The organism is Aeromonas sp. R10-2, assembly GCF_040908445.1.
GTDB lineage: Bacteria > Pseudomonadota > Gammaproteobacteria > Enterobacterales > Aeromonadaceae > Aeromonas > Aeromonas veronii.
The window spans coordinates 1-23,499 of the sequence record NZ_JBFODS010000056.1 but is presented as its reverse complement, the minus strand read 5'-3'; the positions used below and the strand labels follow the sequence as shown (position 1 = coordinate 23,499).

The following is a 23,499-nucleotide window of genomic DNA, read 5'->3' as shown; positions in this document are numbered from 1 at the left end:
AGGGGGTAGAATCGTCCCCCTTTTTGGGTCTTGCCTTCTTACACACCGGATTTCCATGAAAAAAACACGCGCTTTTTTAAAATGGGCCGGGGGAAAATACTCCCTGGTTGAAGAGATCGCCGAGCGCCTGCCGGCCGGGCGTGTGTTGCTGGAGCCCTTCGTCGGGGCCGGGTCTGTGTTTCTCAACACCGACTACGACGCGTATGTGCTCAACGACATCAATCCGGATCTGATCTGCCTGTACAACCACCTCAAGCTGACGCCGGACAGTTTCATTGCCGAGGCGCGCAAGCTGTTTGTGGCAGAGCACAACCACAAGGCGGCCTATTACCGGCTGCGTACCCAGTTCAATCAGACCGAGACCACCTTCGAGCGGGCACTCTTGTTCCTGTTTCTCAACCGTCACGGTTTCAACGGACTGTGCCGCTACAACAAGAAGGGCGGCTTCAACGTGCCGTTCGGTTCCTACAAGAAACCCTATTTCCCGGAAAAAGAGCTGTGGGCCTTTGCCGAAAAGGCGCAGAAGGCGACCTTTATCTGCGAGAGCTACGCCGATGCCATCAAGCGTGCCGAAGAGGATTGGGTTATCTATTGCGATCCTCCCTATGCGCCGCTCTCCACTACGGCGAGCTTCACCACCTATGCCTCCGGCGGGTTTACCCTGGATGATCAGGCGATCCTGGCGCGACTGGCCCGTCACACAGCCGCTCACAAAGGGGTGCCAGTGCTGATCAGCAACCATGATATCGAGCTGACTCGTGAGCTTTATCGCGGTGCCCGCCTCGACGAGATCCTGGTCAAGCGCACCATCAGTCGCAACGGCGGCACCCGTAACAAGGTGGCCGAGTTGCTGGCGCTCTATCCCCCCGGTATCGAGCCGGAGCAGGGCTACTATCCCAGCGACAGTGAACTGCTGCCACTGACGTAACAGACCATGCGGCGCCCAGGGGCGCCGTTTTTTTATGGGCGCGTCTGGGCCCGTGCCGATGCCGCAAAACCCGGGTGGTTGGGGGAGGGGAGGCGATTGCCCCATTTACCCCGCATTCGAGTCGTTTTCGCCCGCCTTTTACGTTAAAATTGCGCCGCTTTTTCTCCCTGGCTGCCAATGGATGATGCTGATGAAAGACTTTCTGATTGCCCCCTCGATCCTCTCTGCCGATTTTGCCCGTCTGGGTGACGATGTAGCCAAGGTACTGGCTGCCGGTGCCGACGTGGTTCACTTCGACGTGATGGACAACCACTATGTCCCCAACCTGACCATTGGCCCCATGGTCTGTCAGGCGCTGCGTGACTACGGTATCGAGGCCCCCATCGACGTGCACCTGATGGTCAAGCCGGTGGATCGCATCATTCCTGATTTTGCCAAGGCCGGTGCTTCCCTCATCACCTTCCATCCGGAAGCGTCCGATCACGTTGATCGCTCTTTGGGCCTCATCAAGGAGATGGGCTGCCAGGCGGGTCTGGTGCTGAATCCTGCTACCTCGCTCTCCTGCCTCGAGTATGTGATGGACAAGTTGGACGTGATCCTGCTGATGTCGGTCAACCCGGGCTTCGGTGGCCAGAGCTTTATCCCCGGTACCCTAGACAAGCTGCGTCAGGTGCGTCGTCTGATCGACGAGAGCGGCCGCGATATTCGCCTCGAGATCGATGGCGGGGTGAAGGTCGACAACATTCGCGAGATCGCCGAAGCGGGCGCCGACATGTTTGTCGCCGGCTCTGCCATTTTCAGCCAGCCTGACTATAAAGCGGTGATCGACAAGATGCGTGCGGAGCTGGCTCATGTCACACGCTGAGCGCGCATTTGATTTGGTGCTGTTCGATCTGGACGGCACCCTGATTGACAGCGCCGCCCAGTTGGCGCTGGCGGTCAATCTGACTCTGGCAGACCTCGGTCTGGCGCAGGCTGATGAAGCGGTGATCCGTACCTGGGTCGGCAACGGGGCTGACAAGCTGATCCAGCGGGCGCTCGCCTATCGCGAGGCCGATCCCGAGCTGTTTGCCAAGGCCAGACCGATTTTTTTCCAGCACTACAACGCCTGCCTGCTGCAAGGGCTGGCGATGTATGAAGGGGTGGCCCAGAGTCTGCGTCGCCTGCAAAGCCTGGGCTACAAGCAGGCGATCGTTACCAACAAGCCGAGCGATTTCGTGGCACCCATCCTCGATGCCCTTGGCATCAGCGATTGTTTCGAACTCTGGCTTGGCGGCAACTGCGTGCCGGTCAAGAAGCCGAGCCCGGAGCCCTTGCTGCACGCTTGCCAAGAGTTGGGGGTGAGCCCGGCTCGCACTCTAATGGTGGGCGACTCAGAAAATGACGTGCTGGCGGCCAAGGCGGCTGGCATGAAGGTGGTGGGTCTTACATACGGCTACAACTATGGCCGTCCCATCGCCGACTCCCATCCAGACTGGGTATTCGAGCAGTTTGCCCAGCTCGATGCACTTTTGGTCTAATAGCGCAGCTGGGCTGGCTGAATAACAAGGATTAACACTCTCATGACTAAACCAATCGTATTGAGCGGAGCGCAACCCTCCGGTCAACTGACCATCGGCAACTACATGGGGGCCCTGCGTCAGTGGGTCAACATGCAGGATGAGTTCGACTGCCTCTACTGCATCGTCGATCTGCACGCCATCACCACTCGTCAGGACCCGGCTGCCCTGCGCAAGGCTTGTCTGGACGCGGCAGCCCTCTATCTGGCGGTCGGTATCGATCCCAAGAAGAGCACCGTCTTCATCCAGTCTCACGTGCCGCAGCACGCCGAGCTGGGCTGGATCCTCAACTGCTATACCCAGATGGGTGAGTTGTCGCGCATGACCCAGTTCAAGGACAAGTCCGCTCGTTTCGAGAACAACGTCAACGTCGGCCTGTTCGGTTATCCGGTGCTGATGGCGGCCGACATCCTGCTCTATCAGGCTAATCAGGTGCCGGTCGGCAACGACCAGAAGCAGCATCTGGAGCTGACCCGCGACATCTGCACCCGTTTCAACAACCTCTATGGTGAGGTATTCACCATGCCGGAGCCCTTCATTCCGACCGAAGGGGCGCGGGTGATGAGTCTGCAGGATCCGACCAAGAAGATGTCCAAGTCGGATGACAACGAAGCCAACTTCATCGGCCTGCTGGAAGATCCCAAGCAGATCGTCAAGAAGATCAAGCGTGCGGTGACCGATTCCGACGAGCCGGCGGTGGTGCGTTTCGACCCGGAAAACAAACCGGGTGTCTCCAACCTGCTGACCCTGATGTCCGGGGTGACGGGTCGCTCCATCCCCGAGCTGGAGCAGCACTTCGAAGGCAAGATGTACGGTCACCTCAAGACCGAAACCGCCGAAGCCGTGGTTGCGCTGCTGGAACCGATCCAGGCCCGTTTCCACGAGTTGCGTCAGGATGAGGCCCATCTGATCGCGATTCTGGCAGAAGGCGCACAAAAGGCGCGCGAAAGAGCTGAAAAAACCCTGACCAGCGTATATGATGTAGTCGGCTTCGTTCCTCGAGCCTGACATACTGGGAAGGTGTAGTAGAAGAGAGCTGGGTATTTGCCTGGCTTTCTTTATTTTCTGCCCGGCTATTTTGTTTAATTTCTTTATTTCAACCTGGGTAATATCCCCAAGAGAAAGCATGCCTGTTCAACCAACTATTTCTGCTGAAGAGCTGAGTGACAAAGGTCACTGGCTACGTAAATTTCGCAAGGCGAAAAACCTCAATACCCTGCAGTTGATGGTCTCCAATGCCATCGACAAGCACCATAAAACCCCTGCCGTTGCTGCCGCCATCTATCTGGCCGAGTGTCAGCGTGAACGGGAAATGGAACAAGGTCGTTATCTCGATCGTTAATTCTCCGCTGTTGGTTATCTCATGCTGTTGTTGATCGATAACTACGACTCTTTTACCTGGAACCTGGTGCAATATTTCGGCGCCCTGGGACAAGAGGTTGTGGTCAAGCGCAATGATGAACTGACGCTCGATGCCATAGCGCAGCTCTCCCCCCGTTTTCTGGTGATCTCTCCCGGTCCCTGTACGCCCAATGAGGCGGGGATCTCTCTCGACGCCATCAGCCACTTCGCTGGCAAGCTGCCCATTCTCGGCGTCTGTCTCGGTCATCAGTCGCTGGCGCAGGCCTTCGGCGCCCGCGTAGTGCGTGCCCGTCAGGTAATGCACGGCAAAACCTCGCTCATCCGCCATCGCCATGAGGGGGTGTTCAAGGGGCTCAACAACCCGCTGCGGGTGACCCGTTACCACTCGCTGGTGGTGGAGCGCGACACGCTGCCCGACTGCTTCGACATCACCGCCTGGAGCGAGCATGCCGATGGCTCGTTTGACGAGATCATGGGGCTGCGCCACAAGACGCTCCCTGTCGAGGGTGTTCAGTTCCATCCGGAGAGTATTTTGAGCGAGCAGGGCCATCAGTTGCTGGCCAACTTTCTGGCGCGTTCATAAAAAGTTGTGATCGCCTTCTCAAGTTCGAGAGAAGGCAAAAAAAATTTCCCTGACACTTTATTCACCCCCTCTCCTGCCCAAATTATCTCTTGCCAAGCCCCCCTGAGTCGTTATGCAATGCGGTTGCCTAAAATCTCAAGAGCAATCGAACATTGTTCCTTATAGGCCGTCTTGTTACAGACTTTTTACTTTATTTCTGTGATAATCCCGTCACGTTTACACGGATTTAACTTTTGGGCGGTGGATTATTCTGTCGCCGAATCGAAGGAGAGCTATATGTCAGAGTTGTTGGCAGTGACACGTGAAGTGTTTGATGAAGTGATGGTTCCCAACTATGCGCCCGCCAAGATCATCCCGGTGCGTGGTGAAGGGTCACGTGTCTGGGATCAGGAAGGGCGCGAGTATGTCGACTTCGCCGGTGGCATCGCCGTCAACGGTTTGGGTCACTGTCATCCCAAGCTGGTCGAGGCCCTGAAAACCCAGGGCGAGAAGCTGTGGCACCTCTCCAACGTCATGACCAACGAGCCGGCCCTGCGTCTGGCCAAGAAGCTGGTTGCCGCCACCTTCGCCGACAAGGTCTACTTCTGCAACTCCGGCGCCGAGGCAAATGAAGCGGCCCTCAAGCTGGCTCGCCGCTACGCCATCGAGAAGTTTGGCGAGCAGAAGACCCAGATCATCGCCTTCAATCAGGGCTTCCACGGTCGTACCTTCTTTACCGTCAGCGTCGGTGGCCAGGCTGCCTACTCAGATGGCTTCGGTCCCAAGCCCGGTGACATTACCCATGTTCCCTACAACGATCTGGCGGCGCTGGCCGAGGTGATCTCCGACAACACCTGCGCCGTGGTGATGGAGCCGCTGCAAGGGGAGGGGGGCATCATTCGTCCTACCGACGAGTTTGCCAAAGGGGTACGCGAGCTGTGTGACAAACACAATGCCCTGCTGGTGTATGACGAAGTGCAGTCCGGCGTCGGCCGGACCGGTGATCTCTATGCCTATATGGGTCTGGGCGTCACGCCGGACATCCTCACCAGCGCCAAGGCGCTGGGGGGCGGTTTCCCCATCGGCGCCATGCTGACCACCAACGAAATCGCCTCTTACCTGAAAGTGGGCACTCACGGCTCTACCTACGGCGGCAACCCGCTGGCCTGTGCGGTCGCCGAGGCGGTGATCGACGTGATCAATACTCCGGAGGTGCTGGCAGGCATCAAGCAGCGTGAACAGCTGTTCCGCGATGGTCTTGAAGCAATCAACGCCAAATACCACTGCTTTAGCGAGATCCGCGGCAAGGGTCTGCTGCTGGGCGCGGCCCTGAGCGATGCCTACAAGGGGCGCTCCCGCGACTTTCTGCTGGCCTCCATCGATCAGGGGCTGATGGCACTGGTGGCTGGTACCAACGTGGTTCGTTTTGCCCCTTCACTGGTGATCCCGGAAGCGGACATCAAGGAAGGGTTGGCCCGCTTCGAGAAGGCGGTTGCCCAGGTGGTTAACGCCTGATTCCAAATTGAGGTGGGGAGCTCTCCCGGCAGGAGCCGGGACCCCACCTGTCGTCAATGAAAGGGAGTTGTCATTTATGTTGGTTATCCGTCCCATCGAGCAAAAAGATTTTGCCGGGCTCAAGACCTGCGCCATCGAGTCCGGCACCGGCATGACCTCGTTGCCCGTCAACGATGAGCTGCTGCAGCGCAAGATTGATGCCTCTACCCAGACTTTTTCCGACAAGCCCGCCGGCAAGGGGGACTGCCTCTACTTCTTCGTGGCCGAGGATCTGGAGACCGGCGAGATGGTCGGCACCTGTGCCATCGATGCCGCGGTTGGCCTCTCCCAGCCGTTTTACAACTACCACATCGGCAAGGTGGTGCACTCTTCCCCCAAGCTCGGCATCTACAACGTCGTTGAAACCCTGACCCTCTCCAACGACTACACCGGCAACTCCGAGCTCTGCACCCTGTTCTTGCGCGAATGTGCCCGCGAGGGGCTCAACGGCCGCCTGCTCTCCAAGCACCGCTTTCTGTTTATGGCCGAGCACCCCGAGCTGTTTGACGAGACCGTCTTCGCCGAGATGCGTGGCGTCTCCGATGCCAACGGTCACAGCCCCTTCTACGAGTGGCTGCAAACCCACTTCTTCTCGATGGATTTTCCCACCGTCGACTATCTGACCGGCATCGGCAAGAAGCGCTTTATCGCCGAGTTGATGCCCAAGTACCCCATCTATGTCAATTTGCTGAGCAAAGAGGCGCGGGCCGTTATCGGCCAGACCCACGAGAAGACCCGCCCGGCCATCAAGATGCTGCAGGACGAGGGCTTCGTGAACCGTGGCTACGTCGATATTTTCGATGCGGGCCCCACCGTCGAGTGCGACGTGAAGAATATCCGCAGCGTGCGCCGCAGCAAGAAGCTGCGGGTGCTGGTGGGCGAGCCCATCGGTGGCAAGACCCACCTTATCTGCAACAGCCGTTTCGAACATTACCGCGCCTGCTACGGCAATATCCGGGTCGATCTCGACAAGCACGAAGCCATCATTCCGCCCAAGATGGCGGCGGCACTCAAGGTGCAGGATGGCGACATGGTGCGGGTGGTCGACCTCGACTGAGACAAACAGGACAAGCAAACCGATTATCAGACAGGCAGCCGAGGCTGCCTGCCAGCGACAGGGAGTGAATGGATGAGCCAGTTAGTGCAATTTATCGACGGTCAGTGGCTTGCCGGTGAAGGCAAGCCGTTCGAGTCAACCGATCCGGCCAAGAACGAGGTGATCTGGCAGGGGGCTGCCGCCAGTGCGGCGCAGGTGGATGCCGCCGTCAAGGCCGCCCGTGCCGCCTTCTACCACTGGGCGGACATGAGCCTTGAGGATCGTCTGGCCATAGTGCGTTGTTATGCCGACCTGCTTGGCGAGCAGAAAGAGGCGCTGGCCCTGACCATCGCCCGTGAAACAGGCAAACCGCTGTGGGAGACCCGCACCGAAGTGGCCGCCATGCAGGGCAAGATTGCCATCTCCATTCGTGCCCATGACGAGCGTACCGGCACCGTTGAAAATGCCATGCCGGGCGCCAAGGCGTTTGTCCGTCACAAGCCCCACGGTGTGGTTGCGGTGTTCGGCCCTTACAACTTCCCGGGCCATCTACCCAACGGTCATATAGTCCCGGCACTGATTGCGGGTAACGCCGTGGTGTTCAAACCCTCCGAGCTGACCCCTATGGTGGCCGAAGCTATGGTCAAGGTGTGGCAGCAGGCCGGATTGCCCAAGGGAGTGCTCAATCTGGTGCAAGGGGAGGTCGAGACCGGCAAGGCGCTGGCGGGCAACCCCGATATCGACGGCCTCTTCTTTACTGGTTCTTCCCGCACCGGTCATTTCCTCCATCAGCAGTTTGCCGGTCAGCCGGGAAAAATTTTGGCGCTGGAGATGGGCGGCAACAACCCGCTGATCGTGAAAGACGTGAGCGACATCGACGGTGCGGTGCATGCCATCATCCAGTCGGCGTTCATCACTTCCGGTCAGCGCTGCACCTGCTCCCGCCGCCTGTTTGTCGAGCGCGGCGAGCGGGGCGATGCGCTGGTCAAGCGACTGATCGAGGTGGTCGGCCAGATCAAGGTCGGCCTCTATGACGCCGCCGAGCAGCCTTTCATGGGCTCGATGATAAGCGAGAAGGCAGCACAGGGCATGGTCGATGCGCAAGCCAACCTGCAGCGCCTCGGTGGCGAGAGCCTGCTTACCCTCAAGCACCTGGAAGCGGACACAGGCTTTGTCTCCCCGGGCATTATCGACGTGACCTCAGTGAGCGAACTGCCGGACGAAGAGTACTTCGGCCCGCTGCTGCAACTCATTCGCTATGACGATTTCGATGCCGCCATCGATCAAGGCAATGCTACCCGTTATGGTCTCTCGGCCGGTCTGCTGGGTGACAAGGAGGCGGACTGGAATCACTTCTTCAAGCGGATCCGCGCCGGCATCGTCAACTGGAACAAGCCCATTACCGGTGCATCCAGTGCCGCGCCGTTTGGTGGTATCGGCGCTTCCGGCAACCACAGAGCGAGCGCCTACTACGCTGCTGACTACTGTGCTTACCCGGTTGCCTCCGTTGAAGACAGCAAGGCCGCCATGCCGGAGCAGCTGTCTCCTGGCTTGACGTTTTAAGAGCAAACGGGGATGCCAATGCAGCAGAGATGGCTCAACGCCGCCGACTACTGTGTCATATCCCCGATTGCCTCTGTCGAAGACAGCAAGGCCGCCATGCCGGATTAACTGTCGCCCGGCCTGCGCTTCTAATAACGACACGGGGCATCCAGCGGTGCCCCCATCTGTACCCGCAATCAAAGGAAAGAGAGATGCAAAAGGATATCGACACCCTGTTCAGCCATCTGTGGGACAACTACATCAAGGTGACCCCGAGCGCCCTCAAGGTGCACACCCTGTTGGGTGGCGGCGAGCCCATCGTCAACGATCACGTGGCGTTTCGTACCTACAACCTGCCCAAGCTGGGGCTGGAGAAGCTGGCCGCCCACTTCCTGGCGCTCGGTTACGAGCAGAAGGGCGAGTACGTTTTCAAGGCCAAGAAGCTCTACGCCAAGCACTTCGAGCATCAGGATCCGGACGCTCCCAAGGTGTTTATCAGCGAGCTGAAGGTGGAAGAACTCTCCCCAGCGGCGCAGGCCATCATCCACAAGCTGGCCGATCAGGTGCCCGATCATCTGACCGATACACCGGCATTTCTCTACACCGGTGCCCCCTGGCAGGTCTCCTATGCCGATTATCAGACCCTGTTGGCGGAGAGCGAGTACGCGGCATGGATGGCAGCATGGGGCTATCGTGCCAACCACTTCACGATCAATATCAACAAGTTGAAGGATTTCGACACCATCCATCAGGTCAATGCGGCACTGAAGGCAGCGGGTTTCGTGCTCAACAGCGTGGGTGGCGAGGTGAAGGGGGACCCGCAGGTGATGCTGGAGCAATCCTCCACCATGGCAGACAAAGCCGAGGTGCCGTTCAGCGATGGGGTGCGTACCATCCCGAGCTGCTTCTACGAGTTTGCCCTGCGCTATCCGCAGGCCGATGGCGTGCTCTATCCGGGCTTTGTCGAGGCCTCGGCGGACAAGATCTTCGAATCGACGAATGCCATGTAACGGGAACCACCCTGTTTCAGTCGCAACGCCTCCTCTGTGGAGGCGTTTTGTTTGGCGCCGAGTGACGGTGGCGAGTGTTGTCTGAGGCTGCGTGGGAAGGGGATTTGGACGGCGCCCAATCGGTAAAGATTTGTTGATAAAAATGTGAAATAGATCACTCGATACGTCACAGATTGACGCTGGCGGCGGAGCAAAAAGGAGTAGAATGGCGCTTTATTTTTGCGGGGCCAATCGATGCCTAACTATCACTTTTTCAAGCAGGGTCAGGCGCTTACCTATCTAGATGCCAATGCACCCAGCTATAGCGATGAGCGTCGTCAACTGGTCGAACAGGGATTTGCCGCCATCGCCGCCCCCACCTTTGCAGATACCCCGGCCGAAGCTCTTGAGCTGCTTCGCACTCATCAGGCACTACAGGATGAGGCGCAGGCCAACGCCCTTTGTCTGACGGTTGCCACCATTCCGGCGGTGATCGCAACTCTGTCCGGGCACTGACGCTGCCGCTATGCTCACGTGAATAAAAAATGGTGCCACTGTCGTGACACCATTTTATCGGTTTGCCTGCTTGCCCTGAGTACTTTACCGCTGGTGCAGGTCACCTTCGATAACCAGCACGGTATCCATTCCTGCCGCCTTGCCAGCCTCAAGCCCGATCCGGGTGTCTTCAAACACCAGACTGTTGGCGGGATTGGCGCCGAGCAGTTCGGCCACCTGCAAGAAGGTGTCGGGATGCGGCTTGTGGTTGGTGACATCATCGGCGCTCACCACCACCGAGATATAGGCATCGAGCCCGGTGCTTTTGAGGATGGAGTCCGCCTGATTGCGCGGTGAGCCGGTGCCAATCCCCATCTTGACCTTGCCGTGATAGTGCCTGACCAGCTCCCACATCTTGGGAAAGACGCTGACCTTGTCGATATGTTCCATATAGAGGGCAATCTTGCGACGGGTAAAAGCCTCGACATCCACCGTCAGCCCCTGCTGCTCGGCCAGCATGGCGATGATCTTGCGGGTGGGAATGCCGCCGTACTGATAGAGCTGATCCCGCTCGAAGGGGATGCCGAACTCGGCGCAGGTGAGCTCCCAGGCATCCAGATGGAGGGGCATGGAATCTACCAAAGTGCCATCCATATCGAAAATCAGGGCATCGTAGTGATCAAACCCGTACTGCTCACGCTCGCTCATGGGGGCTCCTCGAATCAAATAGAGCAGGCTAGCAGAAACGGTCGGCACTTTGTGGGATCGGCCTCATGGTTGGGCAGATTGTGGCCGCCGTTTTTTCTATCTCTTGCTGATTTGTGAGACAATAATCCGTTCATTGCCGGATACTTTGGCATATCAGATCTGCGAGTCCGCTTATGACCTCGAAAATATCCCCCAAAACCATTTTCTCCAGTGTGGCGCTGGTGATCGCGCTCGGTTCACTGGAAAAGAGCATAGTCACCACCCCTCTGCCCATGATTGGCGCCGAGCTGCACGCTGGGGCCGCCCTCACCTGGGTGGTCACCGCCTACCTGCTGGCCGCCACCGCCGTGCTGCCCCTTTATGGCAAGCTGAGCGATCTCTTTGGCCGGGTGCGGATGCTCAATATCGGTATCGGCCTTTTTCTGGCGGGCTCGGTGGCCTGTGCTCTCTCCCAGGATCTGCCGACCTTGCTGGCAGCGCGGGTGCTGCAAGGGCTGGGGGGCGGCGGCCTGATTGCCCTCGCGTTTACCGTGATTGCCGACACCATTCCACCGCGGGAGGTGGGCAAATATCAGGGCTACATCTCGGCGGTCTATGCAGTCTCCAGTATCGCTGGCCCCTTGCTTGGCGGCTATTTCACCGAGCAGCTCAGCTGGCGCTGGATCTTCTGGATCAATCTGCCGCTCGGGGCGCTGGCGGTCTTTCTCATCAACCGCAACCTCAAGCAGCTCAACGTGCGTCGTCACAGTCGCTTCGACTGGAAGGGGGCGGGTCTGCTGATTACTGTCACCACGCTCACCCTGTTGCTGCTCTCGCCGGAGGCGGCGCTGCCTGCAGTCTGGCTCTCGGCGGCGCTGGGCGTCGCGTTGCTGCTGCTCATTCTGATTGAGCGGCGTGCTCACGACCCCATATTGCCTGCCCATCTGGCCCGATTGCCCGGCTATCTGGTGAGCGTGCTGCTGGTGATGCTCTCCCAGTTGCTGATGTTTGCCGTGCTGGTCTATCTGCCGTTGCAGATGCAGTGGCAGAAGGGGATGAGTGCCAGCGAGAGCGGGATGAGCATGGTGATCTTCATGATCTGCATTACCGCCGGGGCCTTTGTCGGTGGCAAGCTGATTGGCCGTACCGGTCACTACAAGAGCTTTGTTGCGGTGGGCTTTGGCCTCGCGGCAGTGGCTCTGTGGCAGATCCACTTCGATGCCTGGGTCAGACTGGCGCTCGGGTTTGCCGGTATTGGTCTCGGTCTGGTGCTGCCGGCCCTCTCGGTGGTGGTACAGAATGCCTTGCCGCGGCAGGACCGCGGCATCGGCATGTCGCTGTTCAACTTCGGGCGGGAGCTTGGCGGTGCCGTCGGCGTGGCCATCTGCTCCATGCTGTTTCATTTCCGCCTGCCAGCCGGCAGCGATGGCGATCTGAGTCGGCTCGCCCCCGATCTGCTGGCCCCGGGCTTCAGCGCAACCTATATCGGCATGGCGCTGATCGCCACACTGGCGCTGCTCATCACATTGCTGGCGTTGAAGCGCCACGAGCTGGCCTCCATCAGCGCCTGATTTGGCCTGCGCCGATATTGGCTCACCATAGCTAGCATCAGGGCTCCCCGCGGGGAGCCCTGATTGTTATTTGGCGAATAGCCTGGCTGTTGTCATCAAGCCATACGTGGCTTACTCCTGCGCCGGACTCTCCTTGCCTGCAAGTTGACTCAACCAGGCGAAGCGGCGATTGGCCTCTTGCTCCGCTTCTTCATAGAGCTGGCTGGCCACCTCCGGCAGCTGGCGCTCCAACCGCTGGAAGCGGGGCTCGTGGCGCAAGGTCTCGGCCAGCGAGGCATTGGGGGCCCGCGAGTCGAGCGCCAGCGGCAATTTACCCTCGTCAGTGCGGCGCGGATCGAAGCGGTAGAGCGGCCAGAAGCCGGTGGCGGTCAGCTGTTTCATCTGCTCATGGCTCTCGGCCATGTCGTAACCATGCTCCTCGCAGGGGCTGTAGGCGATGATGAGCGACGGCCCCGGATAGGCTTCCGCCTCCTGAATCGCTTTTACCGTCTGGTTCATCTGGGCGCCGAGGGAGATCTGCGCCACATAGACGTGGCCATACATCATCACGCTGGCCCCGAGATCCTTGCGCCCCTTGCGTTTGCCCTGCTCGCCAAACTTGGTAATGGCACCGAGTGGCGTCGCCTTCGACTGCTGGCCGCCGGTGTTGGAGTAGCACTGGGTATCGAGCACCAGCACATTGATGTTCTCCCCCAGACTCAGCACATGGTCGAGTCCACCAAAGCCGATGTCGTAGGCCCAGCCATCGCCGCCGATGAGCCAGATCGATTTTTCCACAAGATAGTCCGCATCGCGAGCCAGTTCAAGGGCTTCCGGGGCCTTGCTCTCTTGAAGCAGCGCTCGCAACTGCTGGATATGGGCCCGCTGCTCGGAAACTGGCTGGTTGGCATCGCCGAGCGCCTCGCGCAGCGCTGCCGGGATGGTGTCGCCCAGGCTCGCCAGCAGACGGCGCACCCGCTCCCTGTGCTGATCGACGGTGAGGCGGAAGCCCAGTCCGAACTCGGCGTTGTCTTCAAACAGCGAGTTGGCCCAGGCCGGCCCGCGCCCGTCGGCGTTGGTGGTGTAAGGGGTAGTAGGCAGGTTGCCGCCATAAATGGACGAGCAGCCGGTGGCGTTGGCAATCAGCAGCCGATCGCCATAGAGCTGGGTCAGCAACTTGATATAGGGAGTCTCGCCACAGCCGGAGCAGGCGCCCGAGTATTCAAACAGCGGCGAGATGAGCTGGGAGGTGCGGATGTCGATGCGCTCCAGCTGCTCGGCGCTACGCTCCGGCAGGTCGAGGAAGAAGTCGTAGTTGGCCTTCTGCTCGTCGAGGTGATCGAGCCGTGAAGTCATATTGATCGCCTTGCGATCCGGGTTGCTGCGATCCTTGGCCGGGCACACCTCAACGCAGAGATTGCAGCCGGTGCAATCCTCCGGCGCCACCTGCAGCACGTACTGCTGGCCGCGCATGTCACGGGATTTCACATCCAGCGCATCCAGGGTAGCGGGAGCAGCGGCCAGTGCATCGGGTTCTACCACCTTGGCGCGAATGGCCGAGTGGGGACAGGCGGCGACGCAGTAGTTGCACTGGGTGCAGAGCTCCGCCTCCCAGATGGGGATCTCCTTGGCGATATTGCGCTTCTCCCAGCGGGTGGTGCCGACCGGCCAGGTGCCATCCGGCGGGAAGGCGGAGACCGGCAGGCTGTCACCCAGTCCCGCCAGCATGGCGGCGGTGACGGTCTGGACAAAATCGGGGGCCTTGGCCGAAACCACCGGCGGGCGGGGGCGGCTGGCGGGATCCAGCTCGCCAAGTTGCACCCGGGTCAGGGCTGCGCAGGTTGCCTCCAGTGCCTGCCAGTTGCGTTCGACCAGCGCTTGTCCCTTGCTACCATAGCTGGTGGCGATGGCCTGTTTCAGCAGGCTGGTCGCTTCTGCGGAGGGAATGATGGCGCTGAGCTGGAAGAAGGCCATCTGCATGACGGTATTGATGCGGTTGCCGAGCTGGCAGTCGCGGGCAATTTTGGCGGCGTTGATGATGTAGAAGCGCGCCTCTTTCTCGCGCAGGGCGTGCTGTACCTCGCTGGGGAGACGTTGCCAGATCTCCGCTTCGCTGTAGGGGGTGTTAAGCAGGAAGATGCCACCCGTTTTCAAGCGCTCCGCCATCCGGTACTTGTCGACAAACTGCCACTGATGGCAGCCGATAAAGTCCGCCTCTTCCACCAGATAGGCCGATTGCAGCGGCCGCTCGCCCACTCGCAGGTGAGAGACGGTGAGGCCGCCCGCCTTCTTGGAGTCGTAGACGAAATAGCCCTGCGGATAGAGGTCGGTGTGGTTGCCGAGGATCTTGATGCTGTTCTTGGCCGCCGAGACGGTGCCGTCGCTGCCAAGGCCGTAGAAGAGCGCCTCCAGCTTGTGTTGCTGGCTGTGAATGGGGCTTGAGGTGTCCAGCGCGGCCAGCGGTAGCGAGAGACCTGTGATGTCATCGAATATACCGACGGTAAAGCGCGGACGCGGGTTCTCCTGCGCCAGTTCGGCAAACACCGCCAGCGCGCAGGCGGGGCCGAACTCTTTGGAGGAGAGGCCATAGCGACCGCCGATGACCCGCGGCAGGCTTGCCCGCTCGCCCCGGCTGACCGCTTCGGCCAGCGCCGTCATCACATCGAGATAGAGGGGCTCGGCCTGTGCGCCCGGCTCCTTGGTGCGATCCAGCACGGCGATGGTGCGGGCACTCTCGGGAATCGCCGCCAGCAGGTGCTTGGGCGAGAAGGGACGGAACAGCCGCACCTTCACCAGCCCCACCTTATCCCCTTGGGCCTGCAGGTGCTCGATGACTTCCTCACAGGTGCCGATGGCCGAGCCCATCAGCACCACAATCCGCTCCGCCTGCGGGTGGCCGACATATTCAAACGGCCGGTAGTGGCGGCCGGTCTGCTCGCCAAAAGCCTGCATCGCCTCGCTCACATGGCCATAGGCAGCGTCATACCAGGGGTTGCTCGCCTCCCGGCACTGGAAGTAGGTGTCCGGGTTGGCGGCAGTGCCGCGAATGACCGGTTTGTCGGGGGTGAGCGCCCGGTCACGATGGGCACTGATGGCATCTGCGGGCAGCAGGGCGCGCAGGGTGTCGTCAGCGAGCGGCGCTATCTTGGCGATCTCGTGAGAGGTACGAAAGCCGTCGAAGAAGTGGATAAAGGAGAGGCGGCTGTTGAGGCTCGCTATCTGGGAGATCAGGGCGAAATCCTGCGCCTCCTGCACATTGCTGGCACAGAGCATGGCGCAGCCGGTCTGGCGCACCGCCATCACGTCCGAGTGATCGCCAAAGATCGATAGCGCATGGGTCGCCACGGTGCGCGCCGCCACATGCAGCACGAAGGGGATGAGCTGACCCGCCAGCTTGTAGAGGTTGGGGATCATCAGCAGCAACCCCTGCGATGAGGTAAACGAGGTTGCCAGCGCGCCGGTCTGCAGGGCGCCGTGGACGGCGGCAATGGCGCCCCCTTCCGACTGCATCTCGACAACCCGGGGGACATCCCCCCACAGGTTCTTGCCCCGCTCACTCGACCAGGCCGACGACTGTTCAGCCATGGCCGAGCTGGGGGTGATGGGGTAGATGGCGATGACTTCGCTGGTGCGGTACGCCACCGAGGCGACTGCGTTATTCCCGTCTGTGGTGATCATCTGTTTTCCACTTTGCTATGCCAGTTTGAAGGCCGATAGTTGCATCGGCAATGGATAGGTCGCAGGCATAGTAAGAGGGGCAATAAGAGCGTATCAAACGGGATAAATAATCAATTAATAAGTCAGTAATAGTGGTTAATTTAATCCCGTTGCGTGGGGACGTGATTTTCTGCTATTAGCCGGTGGGGTGGCGATTGACGGGCCATTGCTATGGCCTGTCAACACGGGGTTAACCCTGATCCACTCGCAGCCAGATGGCGCACTGATAAGGGGCGAAGAGTGGCAGCGGTTCGTTTGGGTAATTGGCCAGCAGCAACCGCATCTTGTCTGTCACCTTGTCGAAGTGGGGCATCGGCAAGGGGTTCGCAGTGAGATTGGCGAGCAGCAGCAGGGTGTGCCGCTCTGTGCTGGCCGGATCCTGCCAGTGGCGGCGATAGCTGATGCGCTCGGGATCATCCCCATCCAGCAGCTCGAAATTGCCGTGGCGAACGACAGGGTGAGCCTTGCGCAGGGCGATGAGCCGCCGACTCAGCTCGGCAGGATCCAGCCCTGACTGGCTGTCGCGGTAGTTGATGGCCTCCACATCGCGCAGCTCGCCCGGCTGCCAGTGGCGGTTGGTCATGGCGAGCTCCTCCCCCTGATAGATGAAGGGGGTGCCCTGCATCAGGTGCAGCACCATGGCCCACAGCCTGGCGCTGGTTTCCCGCCACTTTGGCCTGTCATCGCCAAAGCGGGAGACGGCGCGAGGCAGGTCGTGGTTGCCGAGAAACAGGCTGTTCCAACCCCGGCCATGCAGCCCCTGCTGGTGGCGGGCCATGGCTCGCTTGAAGGCGAGGGGATCAAAGTGGGATGACCACTTGTCACTGCCCAGCCCCAGATGCTCGAAGTTGAACACCATGCTGAACTCGCTGCCATCCGGGTTCGAATAGTTCTGCATATGGGCGAGATCGGCCCCCCAGGTCTCCCCCACCGTGATGATCCCCTTGCCGCCGAAGCTCGCGGTATTGAGCTCGCGGATATAGTCGTGCAGGCGCGGGCCATTGCTCATGGCAAGCCGGTCCCACTCCTTGCTCACCATGTCGATCACATCGAAGCGAAATCCTTTGATCCCTTTGCCCAGCCAGAAGTTGATCACCGCTGCCATCTCGGTGCGCACCGCCGGGTTGTCCCAGTCCAGATCGGCCTGACTCGCGTCGAAGTTGTGCAGGTAGTAGCGATCAAGCGCTGGCACATACTGCCAGCCGCTACCGCCAAAAATCGAGGTAATGGGGTGAGCATCGACAAAGGCTTGATCGCGAAATACGTAGTACTCCTGATAGCGCGAGTCGCCGGCCAGTGCCTTCATAAACCACTCGTGCTCGGTGGAGGTGTGGTTGGCGACGATATCCATCATGATGCCGATGCCGTGAGCGGCCGCTTCGGCTATCAGCTGCTCCATCTCGGTCAGAGTGCCGAAGGCGGGGTCGATGGCACGGTAGTCCGCCACGTCATAGCCGTTGTCCCGCTTGGGGGAGCGATAGATGGGGGTGAGCCAGAGCATATCGACCCCGAGGGTGGCCAGATAACCGAGGCGCTGACGAATGCCGTTGATGTCGCCCATTCCGTCGCCATCGCTGTCCTGAAAGCTCATGGGGTAGATCTGGTAGATGACACAGCTATCGAGGTCGATCTCGGGGGAGTGGAGGGGTTGCGGGTTCATCAGCTTGGCCGGTTGGGGAGGAGGCTTTCCATCTTACGCAGATGAATGGGCCCTCGACAGGGCAGGGGAAACCTTGAAAAGGGTTCCATTGTTGGCTGATTGCCAAAAGTGCGGGAAGGGTCACAAAGGTGCCATCCCGGGCCACGGCTGTGGTCGGGATGGCACGGCACTTAGCGTTGATGCTATGCAAGAATACTGGTTATTGAGCAGCCTTTGCCTGCTCGCTGCGCTGCTCCTGCTGGCGTTCTGCCTTCTCTTGTTGGCGCTCCGCTTGTGCTTCCAGCTCCTTGCCGAGGAAGTAGTTCAGGAAGGTGCGGATCACCGCGATGATGGCGAGGCGGATCAGCTCCTCCTTGCTTGGTGCGACCGTGGTGGCCAGGATGTCGGCGGCGAGCTGGAACTCCAGCGCCAAGATGAGCCAACTGCCGAAACAGAGGCGAATACGCGGAAAGCCGGGCTGGTGATCCCGCACTCTTGCCGCCAGCCAGAGGGTCTTGCCAAGCCCTATCACCACACAGGCGATGGAGATGATCTCCAGCAGCAGCTGGAACAGCTCGACCCCGTGCATCATCCCCTCTTTCAGGCTCGCTATCTCAAACACTCGGGTCACCTCCCTGATTCAAAAGAGCACACTATTAACACATCGCTCGGCAAAGGCCAAATCCGGCTCAGGCAATCAGTTTGAATTCAATCACATAGAGCGGCGGCAGATCGGGGTAGATATCGCGGATCACCTGCTTGAGCTCGGGGAGGGTCATGTTCTCCTGACGGGCGTGCTCGTCGTTCAGTTCATCGAAGGCGAGCGCCTTGACCGAGAGCACCTCAATGGTGCCAAAGGGCTGGTGCTCCGGGTTGGTGAACAGCGCCAGCCGCTGGCCGGGCTGCCAGTTGGCCTCGCTCTCGTCGCGGATGGTGATGGTCTTGCGGCCCGCCTGAATGTCGGCAACGAAGCGGCTGAAGAAGGTGAATTCGGGATAGGAATGGGCAGACATGGTGACTCCTGACAGGGTGAATCGAAATGGGATGAATGGAAATCAAAGGTCGAGATAGGCGCGCAGCCTGGCCAGATCGGCGATGACGGGCCCCTCGGCCCCTTCGCAGACAATCCCCTGCTCGATCAGCTCCTTGAGGGCGCGGCGGTAGACCCGCTCGGTGGTGCCGAAGCGCGCCGCCTCGTGGGCCCGCTTGCGTGATCCCAGCATCGGAGTGCGCTGCCGCTCGCGCCACAGCTCATAGGCGATGTTGTAGGCGATGGGGTGGAGCAGGCGGCTGGTGGTGATCTCCAGTGTATCGAGATAGTCGCTGGCAAGCGCGGCGGCAAAGAACAGGGTCAGATCCGGCTCAGCCAGTAGCCGCTGGGCCAGCTTGTGGGCACAGATGACCCGGGCATCGAGCTCGGTCTCGGCCACCACGTTCCACTGCACCGGGGTGGCGCTGAAGAACTCCATCTCGCCGAAGATCTGGCTGTGGCAGGCTATTTCGCCGAGTTGGAAGCTGCGGCCCGAGTGCACCGTGCTGTTGAGGGAGACCCGGCCATGTTCGACCAGATAGAGCTGCTCGCTCTGCTCCCCCTGGCGCATGATCAATTCGCCCGGCAGGTAGCGGCGCAGAAACAGGGTGCAGGCCTCGAGCGCCGCGGCAAAGCGGGGTTCAAGCTGCTGGAGTTCGGCGTGAAAGCGGCCGAGGGGGTAGGGCTGTTGCTGCATGACTTGCCTGTCGCACCGGATGACGAGGGCCATGAGGCTAGCAAGAGTGCGGGCCGGATACCAGCCCGCACGGTAGCGGATGTGCCGCAGTTAACGGTTTGTGGTTTATTGCGCCAGCGCGTGGAGGGCGGCCGCGATGGCTTGCTGCTCACCGGTCATCATCGCCTGTTCGGCGCTGGCGTAATCCGCCACCCCTTGCTGCACATCCTGCTCGAACAGCACCACGTTGCAGAGCACGGCGGCGACCCGCACCTTGCGCAGGCGCCCCACGGTCAGCAGGGTGGCGGTCTCCATATCGGCACCGAGCACGCCACGGGCATGCCAGTAGCGGCACACCTCCTGCTCGTCATCCCGATAGAAGCTGTCGTGGGAACGCACCAGCCCATGCCAGTAAGGCTGACTGCCGGTCGCCACATGGTTGAGCAGCGCCGCTTGCAGCCAGATATCGGCGCAGGCGGGATACTCGGCAGGCAGATAGGCCTGTGAGGCCCCCTCATTGCGTACCGCCCCCTCCACCACGATAAGGTCGCCGAGCCCGATGTCGTGTTGCAGTGCACCAGCGGAGCCGACCCGGATCAGCGAGCGGGCGCCTGCTTGCACCAGCTCCTCCAGCGCGATGATGGCCGAGGCGCCGCCGATGCCGGTGCTGCAGACCGTGATGGGCAGCCCCTGATAGCGGCCGTTGATGAGGCGAAACTCCCGGTTTTGCCCCAGCACCTCACACTCTTCAAGTTGGCTGGCGATGCGATCGACCCGGGCCGGATCGCCGCACAGCACCACCCGCTCGGCAATCTGGTCGGGGCGGCACTGGAGATGGGGTAATAGCGTCATGGCTTACAGACCTTGTGGTTGGCGCTTGGCGGCAATCACCCAGAGGCGGGTGCCGTTGGCGGCGATAAACAGCAGGATTAGGTACTCCAGCGACATGGCGTAGACGCCCTGCGCGGCATAGACACCGATGCTGATGATGTTGATGACGACCCAGAGGATCCAGTTTTCCACGTATTTGCGGGTCATCAGGATCTGGGCGACCACCGAGAGTACCGTCATGCTGGCATCCCAGAACGGGAAGGCATCGGGGGAGGGCTCGGGGGTGGCAAGGTTGGCACCAAACAGGTTGAGCAGGGAGACCGAGGCGCGTGCCAGGGTGGCGAAGACCGGGTCGATATAACGGGTCAGCAGGGCGATGGCCAGCACGCTCACGGCGGCGGTCACCATCAGTTTGGATCTGCTGAGCCAGCGGATCTGCAGGGTATCTCCCTGATCGTTGGCCGGGTGGGTCCAGGCGTACCAGCCGTAGACGTTGGCGCAGAAGAAGAACAGCTGCAGCAGCAACAGCCCGTAGAGCTGGATCTGGAAGAAGATGATGGCAAACAGGCTGACGTTGATCAGACCAAACAGGTAGTTGATGGTCTTCTCCTGACTGGCGAACCAGATACAGGCCAGACCAAACAGGGTGCCGATGGCTTCAATCCATGACATGGCATAGCCGCCACCCAGCGGTATGGTCACTAGCGTGTTATTGATGCTGAACAGCTCGAATATGCTCATTTTCTGATCCTTGGGCATGAGGGTTAGTATGCGAGGGCGCCATTTTAAGGGGTGAGGGGGAGGAGGGGCAGGACTTTTGTCCGCCCCGGGCTTGGCCCATATCAAAGAAATCGTCGCTGCTGCCCGGTTATTCCAGCAGTGATGGGTTATGGGGCCCCGGCGGGCCGGACTTTATTGATATGTAGCAAGATGATAGCGCCGTGGCTGTGGTCTGATAGAGTCCACTCTCCGGGAGGAGAATCACGTGATAAAAGGAGGTTGTATTGAATTCCGAGCTTGTCTGGGTGCTCTGTCTGCTGGCTGGCGCCATCTATCTCTTTATGACCAACAAGGTGCGGATGGACGTGGTTGCCCTGTTGATCATTATCCTCTTTGTGCTGAGCGGCACCCTCACCCTGCCGGAGGCGCTGGCGGGCTTTAGCGATCCCAACGTCATTCTGATAGCAGCCCTGTTTGTGGTCGGGGAGGGGTTGGTGCGCACCGGCATCGCTTATCAGGTGGGGGATGCGTTGGTGAAGGTGGCGGGCAGCAGCGAGACCAAGCTGCTGGTGCTGCTGATGGTGGCGGTGGCGAGTCTGGGAGCTGTGATGAGCAGCACCGGGGTGGTGGCCATCTTTATCCCGGTGGTGCTGAGTGTGGCGAACCGGATGGGGATCCCGGCCGGTCGCCTGATGATGCCCCTCGGTTTTGCCGGGCTGATCAGCGGCATGATGACGCTGGTGGCCACGCCCCCCAACATGGTGGTTAACAGCGAGCTGATGCGCCACGGCATTCACGGCTTCGGCTTCTTCGATTTCACCCCCATGGGCGTGCTGATCCTGGGGCTGGGCATCCTCTACATGCTGCTGGTGCGCGGCTCCCTGGTGGGCGAAGGGGAAGAGGGCAAAGGTAAGCCGACCGGGCGCCGCACCCTGCGCGATCTGATCCGAGACTACCGACTGGCCGGTCGTGCTCGTCGTTTGGCGCTGCGGCCTGACTCCCCGCTGATTGGTCACACCCTGGACGAGCTGCAACTGCGTGCCCGTTATGGTGCCCACGTCATCGGGGTGGAGCGCTGGCGCAAGTTTCGCCGGGTGATGGTGCCGGTGTCGGGGATCAGTGAGTTCCAGGCCAAGGATGTGCTGCTGATCGACATGTCAGACCCCGAGGTGGATGTGCGGGCGTTTTGCACCGAGGCGCGGCTCGAACCCATGATCCTGCGCGGGGAGTATTTCTCCGATCAGGCGCGGGAGGTGGGGATGGCCGAGGTGTCGCTGATCCCCGAGTCCAAGCTGCTGGGTAAAAGCGTGCGTGAGGTGACCTTCCGCTCCAGCTATGGCCTGAGCGTGGTGGGGCTGCGCCGCGACGGTGAGGCACTGGCAGGCAAGCTGGTGGATGAGCCGCTGCAGATGGGGGACACCCTGCTGGTGGTAGGGAATTGGAGCTACATCAGACAGTTGCAGACCCATAGCCGCGACTTTCTGCTGATGGGGCTGCCCGCCGAAGTGGACGAGATGGCCCCCGCCCGCAGCCAGGCCATTCATGCCCTCTTCTGTCTTGGAGTGATGATCCTGCTGATGGTGACCGATCCTGTGCCCAACGTGATTGCCGCGCTGATCGCCTGTCTGCTGATGGGCAAGTTTCGCTGCATCGATATGGAAAGTGCCTACAAGTCGATCCACTGGCCGACCCTGATCCTCATCGTCGGTATGCTCCCCTTTGCGCTGGCGCTGCAAAAAACCGGCGGGGTGGATCTGATCGTCGGTGGTCTGATCAATGCGGTAGGGGAGATGGGGCCAAGGGTAATGCTGGCCAGCCTGTTTGCCCTCTGCGCGGTGATCGGGCTCTTTATCTCCAACACCGCCACCGCGGTACTGATGGCACCTATTGCGCTGGGCACTGCCCAGCAGATGGGGGTATCGCCCTATCCGTTTGCCATGACCATTTCCATTGCCGCCTCGGCCGCTTTTATGACGCCGGTCTCGTCACCGGTGAATACCCTGGTACTGGGGCCGGGCAAATACAAGTTTGCCGATTTTATCCGTATCGGGGTGCCATTCACCCTGTTGGTGATGGCGGTGAGCGTGGTAGCGATCCCCTGGTTCTTCCCGTTCTGATAACCAGGATGATGAATGTGTGCACCAGCGGCCTGCGGGCCGCTTTTTTATGGCCGGGAGACAAGAGTGGCAAGGCGTGCTCGGAATCAGTGAAGAGTGATATGGACGGGAATTAACGTGGAGATGGGTTAATAGAGGCGCGAGAGAAAAACTGGGGAGAGGCAAATTCCAGATACAAAAAAACCAGCGTGAGCTGGTCTGTTTGGTACTGCTATTAATGGTGCGGAAGGAGAGACTCGAACTCTCACGCCTAGGGCGCCAGAACCTAAATCTGGTGCGTCTACCAATTTCGCCACTTCCGCAATATTAATGGTGGCTATGACGGGATTCGAACCTGTGACCCCCGCATTATGAGTGCGATGCTCTAACCAACTGAGCTACATAGCCGTTTGTTATCGACCACTGATGTGGAAGAGAACAGAAAAATGGCTGGGGTACTAGGATTCGAACCTAGGGATGGCGAGATCAAAACCCGCTGCCTTACCGCTTGGCGATACCCCAACAG

21 protein-coding genes and 3 tRNA genes are annotated in these 23,499 nt (G+C 60.1%); 13 read left to right on the top strand and 11 right to left on the bottom strand.

The genetic code is table 11. The features are described 5' to 3' along the window. The first annotated feature begins 55 nt into the window (after positions 1 to 55). The 11 genes from AB5Y97_RS11825 to AB5Y97_RS11775 all read left to right on the top strand — a co-directional run bounded on the left by AB5Y97_RS11825 (position 56) and on the right by AB5Y97_RS11775 (position 10,048). A complete protein-coding gene (locus AB5Y97_RS11825) occupies positions 56 to 928 on the top strand; it encodes a Dam family site-specific DNA-(adenine-N6)-methyltransferase (RefSeq protein ID WP_005335008.1) in 873 nt (290 codons plus the stop codon). 190 nt (positions 929 to 1,118) lie between these two features. Further along, positions 1,119 to 1,793, top strand: a complete 675-nt coding sequence (gene rpe, locus AB5Y97_RS11820) for a ribulose-phosphate 3-epimerase (protein WP_005335006.1) — start codon at positions 1,119 to 1,121, stop codon at positions 1,791 to 1,793. Further along, positions 1,780 to 2,448: a phosphoglycolate phosphatase gene (locus tag AB5Y97_RS11815; RefSeq protein WP_139442215.1), complete on the top strand. Its 669-nt coding sequence runs from the start codon at positions 1,780 to 1,782 to the stop codon at positions 2,446 to 2,448. Before rpe ends, AB5Y97_RS11815 begins: the two co-directional genes overlap by 14 nt. 42 nt (positions 2,449 to 2,490) lie before the next feature. Further along, positions 2,491 to 3,495, top strand: a complete 1,005-nt coding sequence (gene trpS, locus AB5Y97_RS11810; protein ID WP_005362251.1) for a tryptophan--tRNA ligase — start codon at positions 2,491 to 2,493, stop codon at positions 3,493 to 3,495. 118 nt (positions 3,496 to 3,613) lie between these two features. Continuing rightward, the gene (locus AB5Y97_RS11805) at positions 3,614 to 3,829 is read left to right on the top strand and encodes a hypothetical protein (RefSeq protein WP_005334997.1); all 216 of its coding nucleotides are present in this window, start codon (positions 3,614 to 3,616) and stop codon (positions 3,827 to 3,829) included. A 21-nt stretch (positions 3,830 to 3,850) separates the two neighbouring features. Further along, entirely contained in the window at positions 3,851 to 4,432 is a 582-nt protein-coding gene (locus tag AB5Y97_RS11800) for an aminodeoxychorismate synthase component II (protein WP_005353985.1), read from the top strand. 276 nt (positions 4,433 to 4,708) lie between these two features. Beyond that, positions 4,709 to 5,926 carry an aspartate aminotransferase family protein gene (locus AB5Y97_RS11795; RefSeq protein ID WP_058055649.1) on the top strand — a complete coding sequence of 406 codons (1,218 nt, stop codon included), beginning with the start codon at positions 4,709 to 4,711 and terminating at the stop codon, positions 5,924 to 5,926. Positions 5,927 to 6,002: 76 nt separating this feature from the next. Next, positions 6,003 to 7,022, top strand: coding sequence for an arginine N-succinyltransferase (gene astA / locus AB5Y97_RS11790; protein ID WP_005334994.1), 1,020 nt, complete (start codon positions 6,003 to 6,005; stop codon positions 7,020 to 7,022). A 72-nt stretch (positions 7,023 to 7,094) separates the two neighbouring features. Then, entirely contained in the window at positions 7,095 to 8,564 is a 1,470-nt protein-coding gene (gene astD / locus AB5Y97_RS11785; RefSeq protein ID WP_368158005.1) for a succinylglutamate-semialdehyde dehydrogenase, read from the top strand. Between the two features lie 191 nt (positions 8,565 to 8,755). After that, positions 8,756 to 9,553: a DUF1338 domain-containing protein gene (locus AB5Y97_RS11780; RefSeq protein ID WP_040066908.1), complete on the top strand. Its 798-nt coding sequence runs from the start codon at positions 8,756 to 8,758 to the stop codon at positions 9,551 to 9,553. A 234-nt stretch (positions 9,554 to 9,787) separates the two neighbouring features. After that, the gene (locus AB5Y97_RS11775) at positions 9,788 to 10,048 is read left to right on the top strand and encodes a hypothetical protein (protein ID WP_139410741.1); all 261 of its coding nucleotides are present in this window, start codon (positions 9,788 to 9,790) and stop codon (positions 10,046 to 10,048) included. 84 nt (positions 10,049 to 10,132) lie between these two features. Here AB5Y97_RS11775 and AB5Y97_RS11770 read toward each other — a convergent pair whose 3' ends face one another. Next, a complete protein-coding gene (locus AB5Y97_RS11770; RefSeq protein ID WP_201946251.1) occupies positions 10,133 to 10,735 on the bottom strand; it encodes an HAD family phosphatase in 603 nt (200 codons plus the stop codon). Positions 10,736 to 10,908: 173 nt separating this feature from the next. Between AB5Y97_RS11770 and AB5Y97_RS11765 the strand changes: the two genes are divergently transcribed. Continuing rightward, positions 10,909 to 12,285: an MDR family MFS transporter gene (locus tag AB5Y97_RS11765; RefSeq protein ID WP_201946249.1), complete on the top strand. Its 1,377-nt coding sequence runs from the start codon at positions 10,909 to 10,911 to the stop codon at positions 12,283 to 12,285. A gap of 111 nt (positions 12,286 to 12,396) precedes the next feature. Here AB5Y97_RS11765 and nifJ read toward each other — a convergent pair whose 3' ends face one another. The 7 genes from nifJ to pnuC form a co-directional block, all read right to left on the bottom strand. Beyond that, positions 12,397 to 15,942, bottom strand: coding sequence for a pyruvate:ferredoxin (flavodoxin) oxidoreductase (nifJ, locus tag AB5Y97_RS11760; RefSeq protein WP_368158002.1), 3,546 nt, complete (start codon positions 15,940 to 15,942; stop codon positions 12,397 to 12,399). 229 nt (positions 15,943 to 16,171) lie between these two features. Then, positions 16,172 to 17,641 (bottom strand): alpha-glucosidase, encoded by a 1,470-nt coding sequence (locus AB5Y97_RS11755; protein ID WP_368158000.1) that lies wholly within the window; start codon positions 17,639 to 17,641, stop codon positions 16,172 to 16,174. 199 nt (positions 17,642 to 17,840) lie between these two features. Further along, positions 17,841 to 18,242: a DUF1622 domain-containing protein gene (locus AB5Y97_RS11750; protein ID WP_047437940.1), complete on the bottom strand. Its 402-nt coding sequence runs from the start codon at positions 18,240 to 18,242 to the stop codon at positions 17,841 to 17,843. 67 nt (positions 18,243 to 18,309) lie between these two features. Continuing rightward, positions 18,310 to 18,633, bottom strand: coding sequence for a N(4)-acetylcytidine aminohydrolase (yqfB, locus tag AB5Y97_RS11745; protein WP_201972938.1), 324 nt, complete (start codon positions 18,631 to 18,633; stop codon positions 18,310 to 18,312). 42 nt (positions 18,634 to 18,675) lie between these two features. Further along, positions 18,676 to 19,347, bottom strand: coding sequence for a Crp/Fnr family transcriptional regulator (locus AB5Y97_RS11740; protein WP_234663245.1), 672 nt, complete (start codon positions 19,345 to 19,347; stop codon positions 18,676 to 18,678). A 105-nt stretch (positions 19,348 to 19,452) separates the two neighbouring features. After that, the gene (locus tag AB5Y97_RS11735) at positions 19,453 to 20,178 is read right to left on the bottom strand and encodes a nucleoside phosphorylase (protein WP_075114193.1); all 726 of its coding nucleotides are present in this window, start codon (positions 20,176 to 20,178) and stop codon (positions 19,453 to 19,455) included. Positions 20,179 to 20,181: 3 nt separating this feature from the next. Beyond that, positions 20,182 to 20,898: a nicotinamide riboside transporter PnuC gene (pnuC, locus tag AB5Y97_RS11730; RefSeq protein WP_368157998.1), complete on the bottom strand. Its 717-nt coding sequence runs from the start codon at positions 20,896 to 20,898 to the stop codon at positions 20,182 to 20,184. Positions 20,899 to 21,161: 263 nt separating this feature from the next. Between pnuC and AB5Y97_RS11725 the strand changes: the two genes are divergently transcribed. Further along, positions 21,162 to 22,994, top strand: coding sequence for an SLC13 family permease (locus AB5Y97_RS11725; RefSeq protein ID WP_201946235.1), 1,833 nt, complete (start codon positions 21,162 to 21,164; stop codon positions 22,992 to 22,994). 218 nt (positions 22,995 to 23,212) lie between these two features. On the opposite strand, the gene AB5Y97_RS11720 is transcribed toward AB5Y97_RS11725, so the two are convergent. The 3 genes from AB5Y97_RS11720 to AB5Y97_RS11710 form a co-directional block, all read right to left on the bottom strand. Continuing rightward, positions 23,213 to 23,296 (bottom strand) — tRNA-Leu (locus AB5Y97_RS11720). Positions 23,297 to 23,304: 8 nt separating this feature from the next. Then, positions 23,305 to 23,381 (bottom strand) — tRNA-Met (locus AB5Y97_RS11715). A 39-nt stretch (positions 23,382 to 23,420) separates the two neighbouring features. Next, a tRNA-Gln gene (locus tag AB5Y97_RS11710) sits at positions 23,421 to 23,495 on the bottom strand. Positions 23,496 to 23,499: the final 4 nt, after the last annotated feature.

Coding starts and splice junctions, on each gene's coding strand:
- AB5Y97_RS11825 (WP_005335008.1), top strand. CDS start 56: ATGAAAAAAACACGCGCTTTTTTAAAATGGGCCGGGGGAAAATACTCC.
- rpe (WP_005335006.1), top strand. CDS start 1,119: ATGAAAGACTTTCTGATTGCCCCCTCGATCCTCTCTGCCGATTTTGCC.
- AB5Y97_RS11815 (WP_139442215.1), top strand. CDS start 1,780: ATGTCACACGCTGAGCGCGCATTTGATTTGGTGCTGTTCGATCTGGAC.
- trpS (WP_005362251.1), top strand. CDS start 2,491: ATGACTAAACCAATCGTATTGAGCGGAGCGCAACCCTCCGGTCAACTG.
- AB5Y97_RS11805 (WP_005334997.1), top strand. CDS start 3,614: ATGCCTGTTCAACCAACTATTTCTGCTGAAGAGCTGAGTGACAAAGGT.
- AB5Y97_RS11800 (WP_005353985.1), top strand. CDS start 3,851: ATGCTGTTGTTGATCGATAACTACGACTCTTTTACCTGGAACCTGGTG.
- AB5Y97_RS11795 (WP_058055649.1), top strand. CDS start 4,709: ATGTCAGAGTTGTTGGCAGTGACACGTGAAGTGTTTGATGAAGTGATG.
- astA (WP_005334994.1), top strand. CDS start 6,003: ATGTTGGTTATCCGTCCCATCGAGCAAAAAGATTTTGCCGGGCTCAAG.
- astD (WP_368158005.1), top strand. CDS start 7,095: ATGAGCCAGTTAGTGCAATTTATCGACGGTCAGTGGCTTGCCGGTGAA.
- AB5Y97_RS11780 (WP_040066908.1), top strand. CDS start 8,756: ATGCAAAAGGATATCGACACCCTGTTCAGCCATCTGTGGGACAACTAC.
- AB5Y97_RS11775 (WP_139410741.1), top strand. CDS start 9,788: ATGCCTAACTATCACTTTTTCAAGCAGGGTCAGGCGCTTACCTATCTA.
- AB5Y97_RS11770 (WP_201946251.1), bottom strand. CDS start 10,735: ATGAGCGAGCGTGAGCAGTACGGGTTTGATCACTACGATGCCCTGATT.
- AB5Y97_RS11765 (WP_201946249.1), top strand. CDS start 10,909: ATGACCTCGAAAATATCCCCCAAAACCATTTTCTCCAGTGTGGCGCTG.
- nifJ (WP_368158002.1), bottom strand. CDS start 15,942: ATGATCACCACAGACGGGAATAACGCAGTCGCCTCGGTGGCGTACCGC.
- AB5Y97_RS11755 (WP_368158000.1), bottom strand. CDS start 17,641: ATGAACCCGCAACCCCTCCACTCCCCCGAGATCGACCTCGATAGCTGT.
- yqfB (WP_201972938.1), bottom strand. CDS start 18,633: ATGTCTGCCCATTCCTATCCCGAATTCACCTTCTTCAGCCGCTTCGTT.
- AB5Y97_RS11740 (WP_234663245.1), bottom strand. CDS start 19,347: ATGCAGCAACAGCCCTACCCCCTCGGCCGCTTTCACGCCGAACTCCAG.
- AB5Y97_RS11735 (WP_075114193.1), bottom strand. CDS start 20,178: ATGACGCTATTACCCCATCTCCAGTGCCGCCCCGACCAGATTGCCGAG.
- pnuC (WP_368157998.1), bottom strand. CDS start 20,898: ATGAGCATATTCGAGCTGTTCAGCATCAATAACACGCTAGTGACCATA.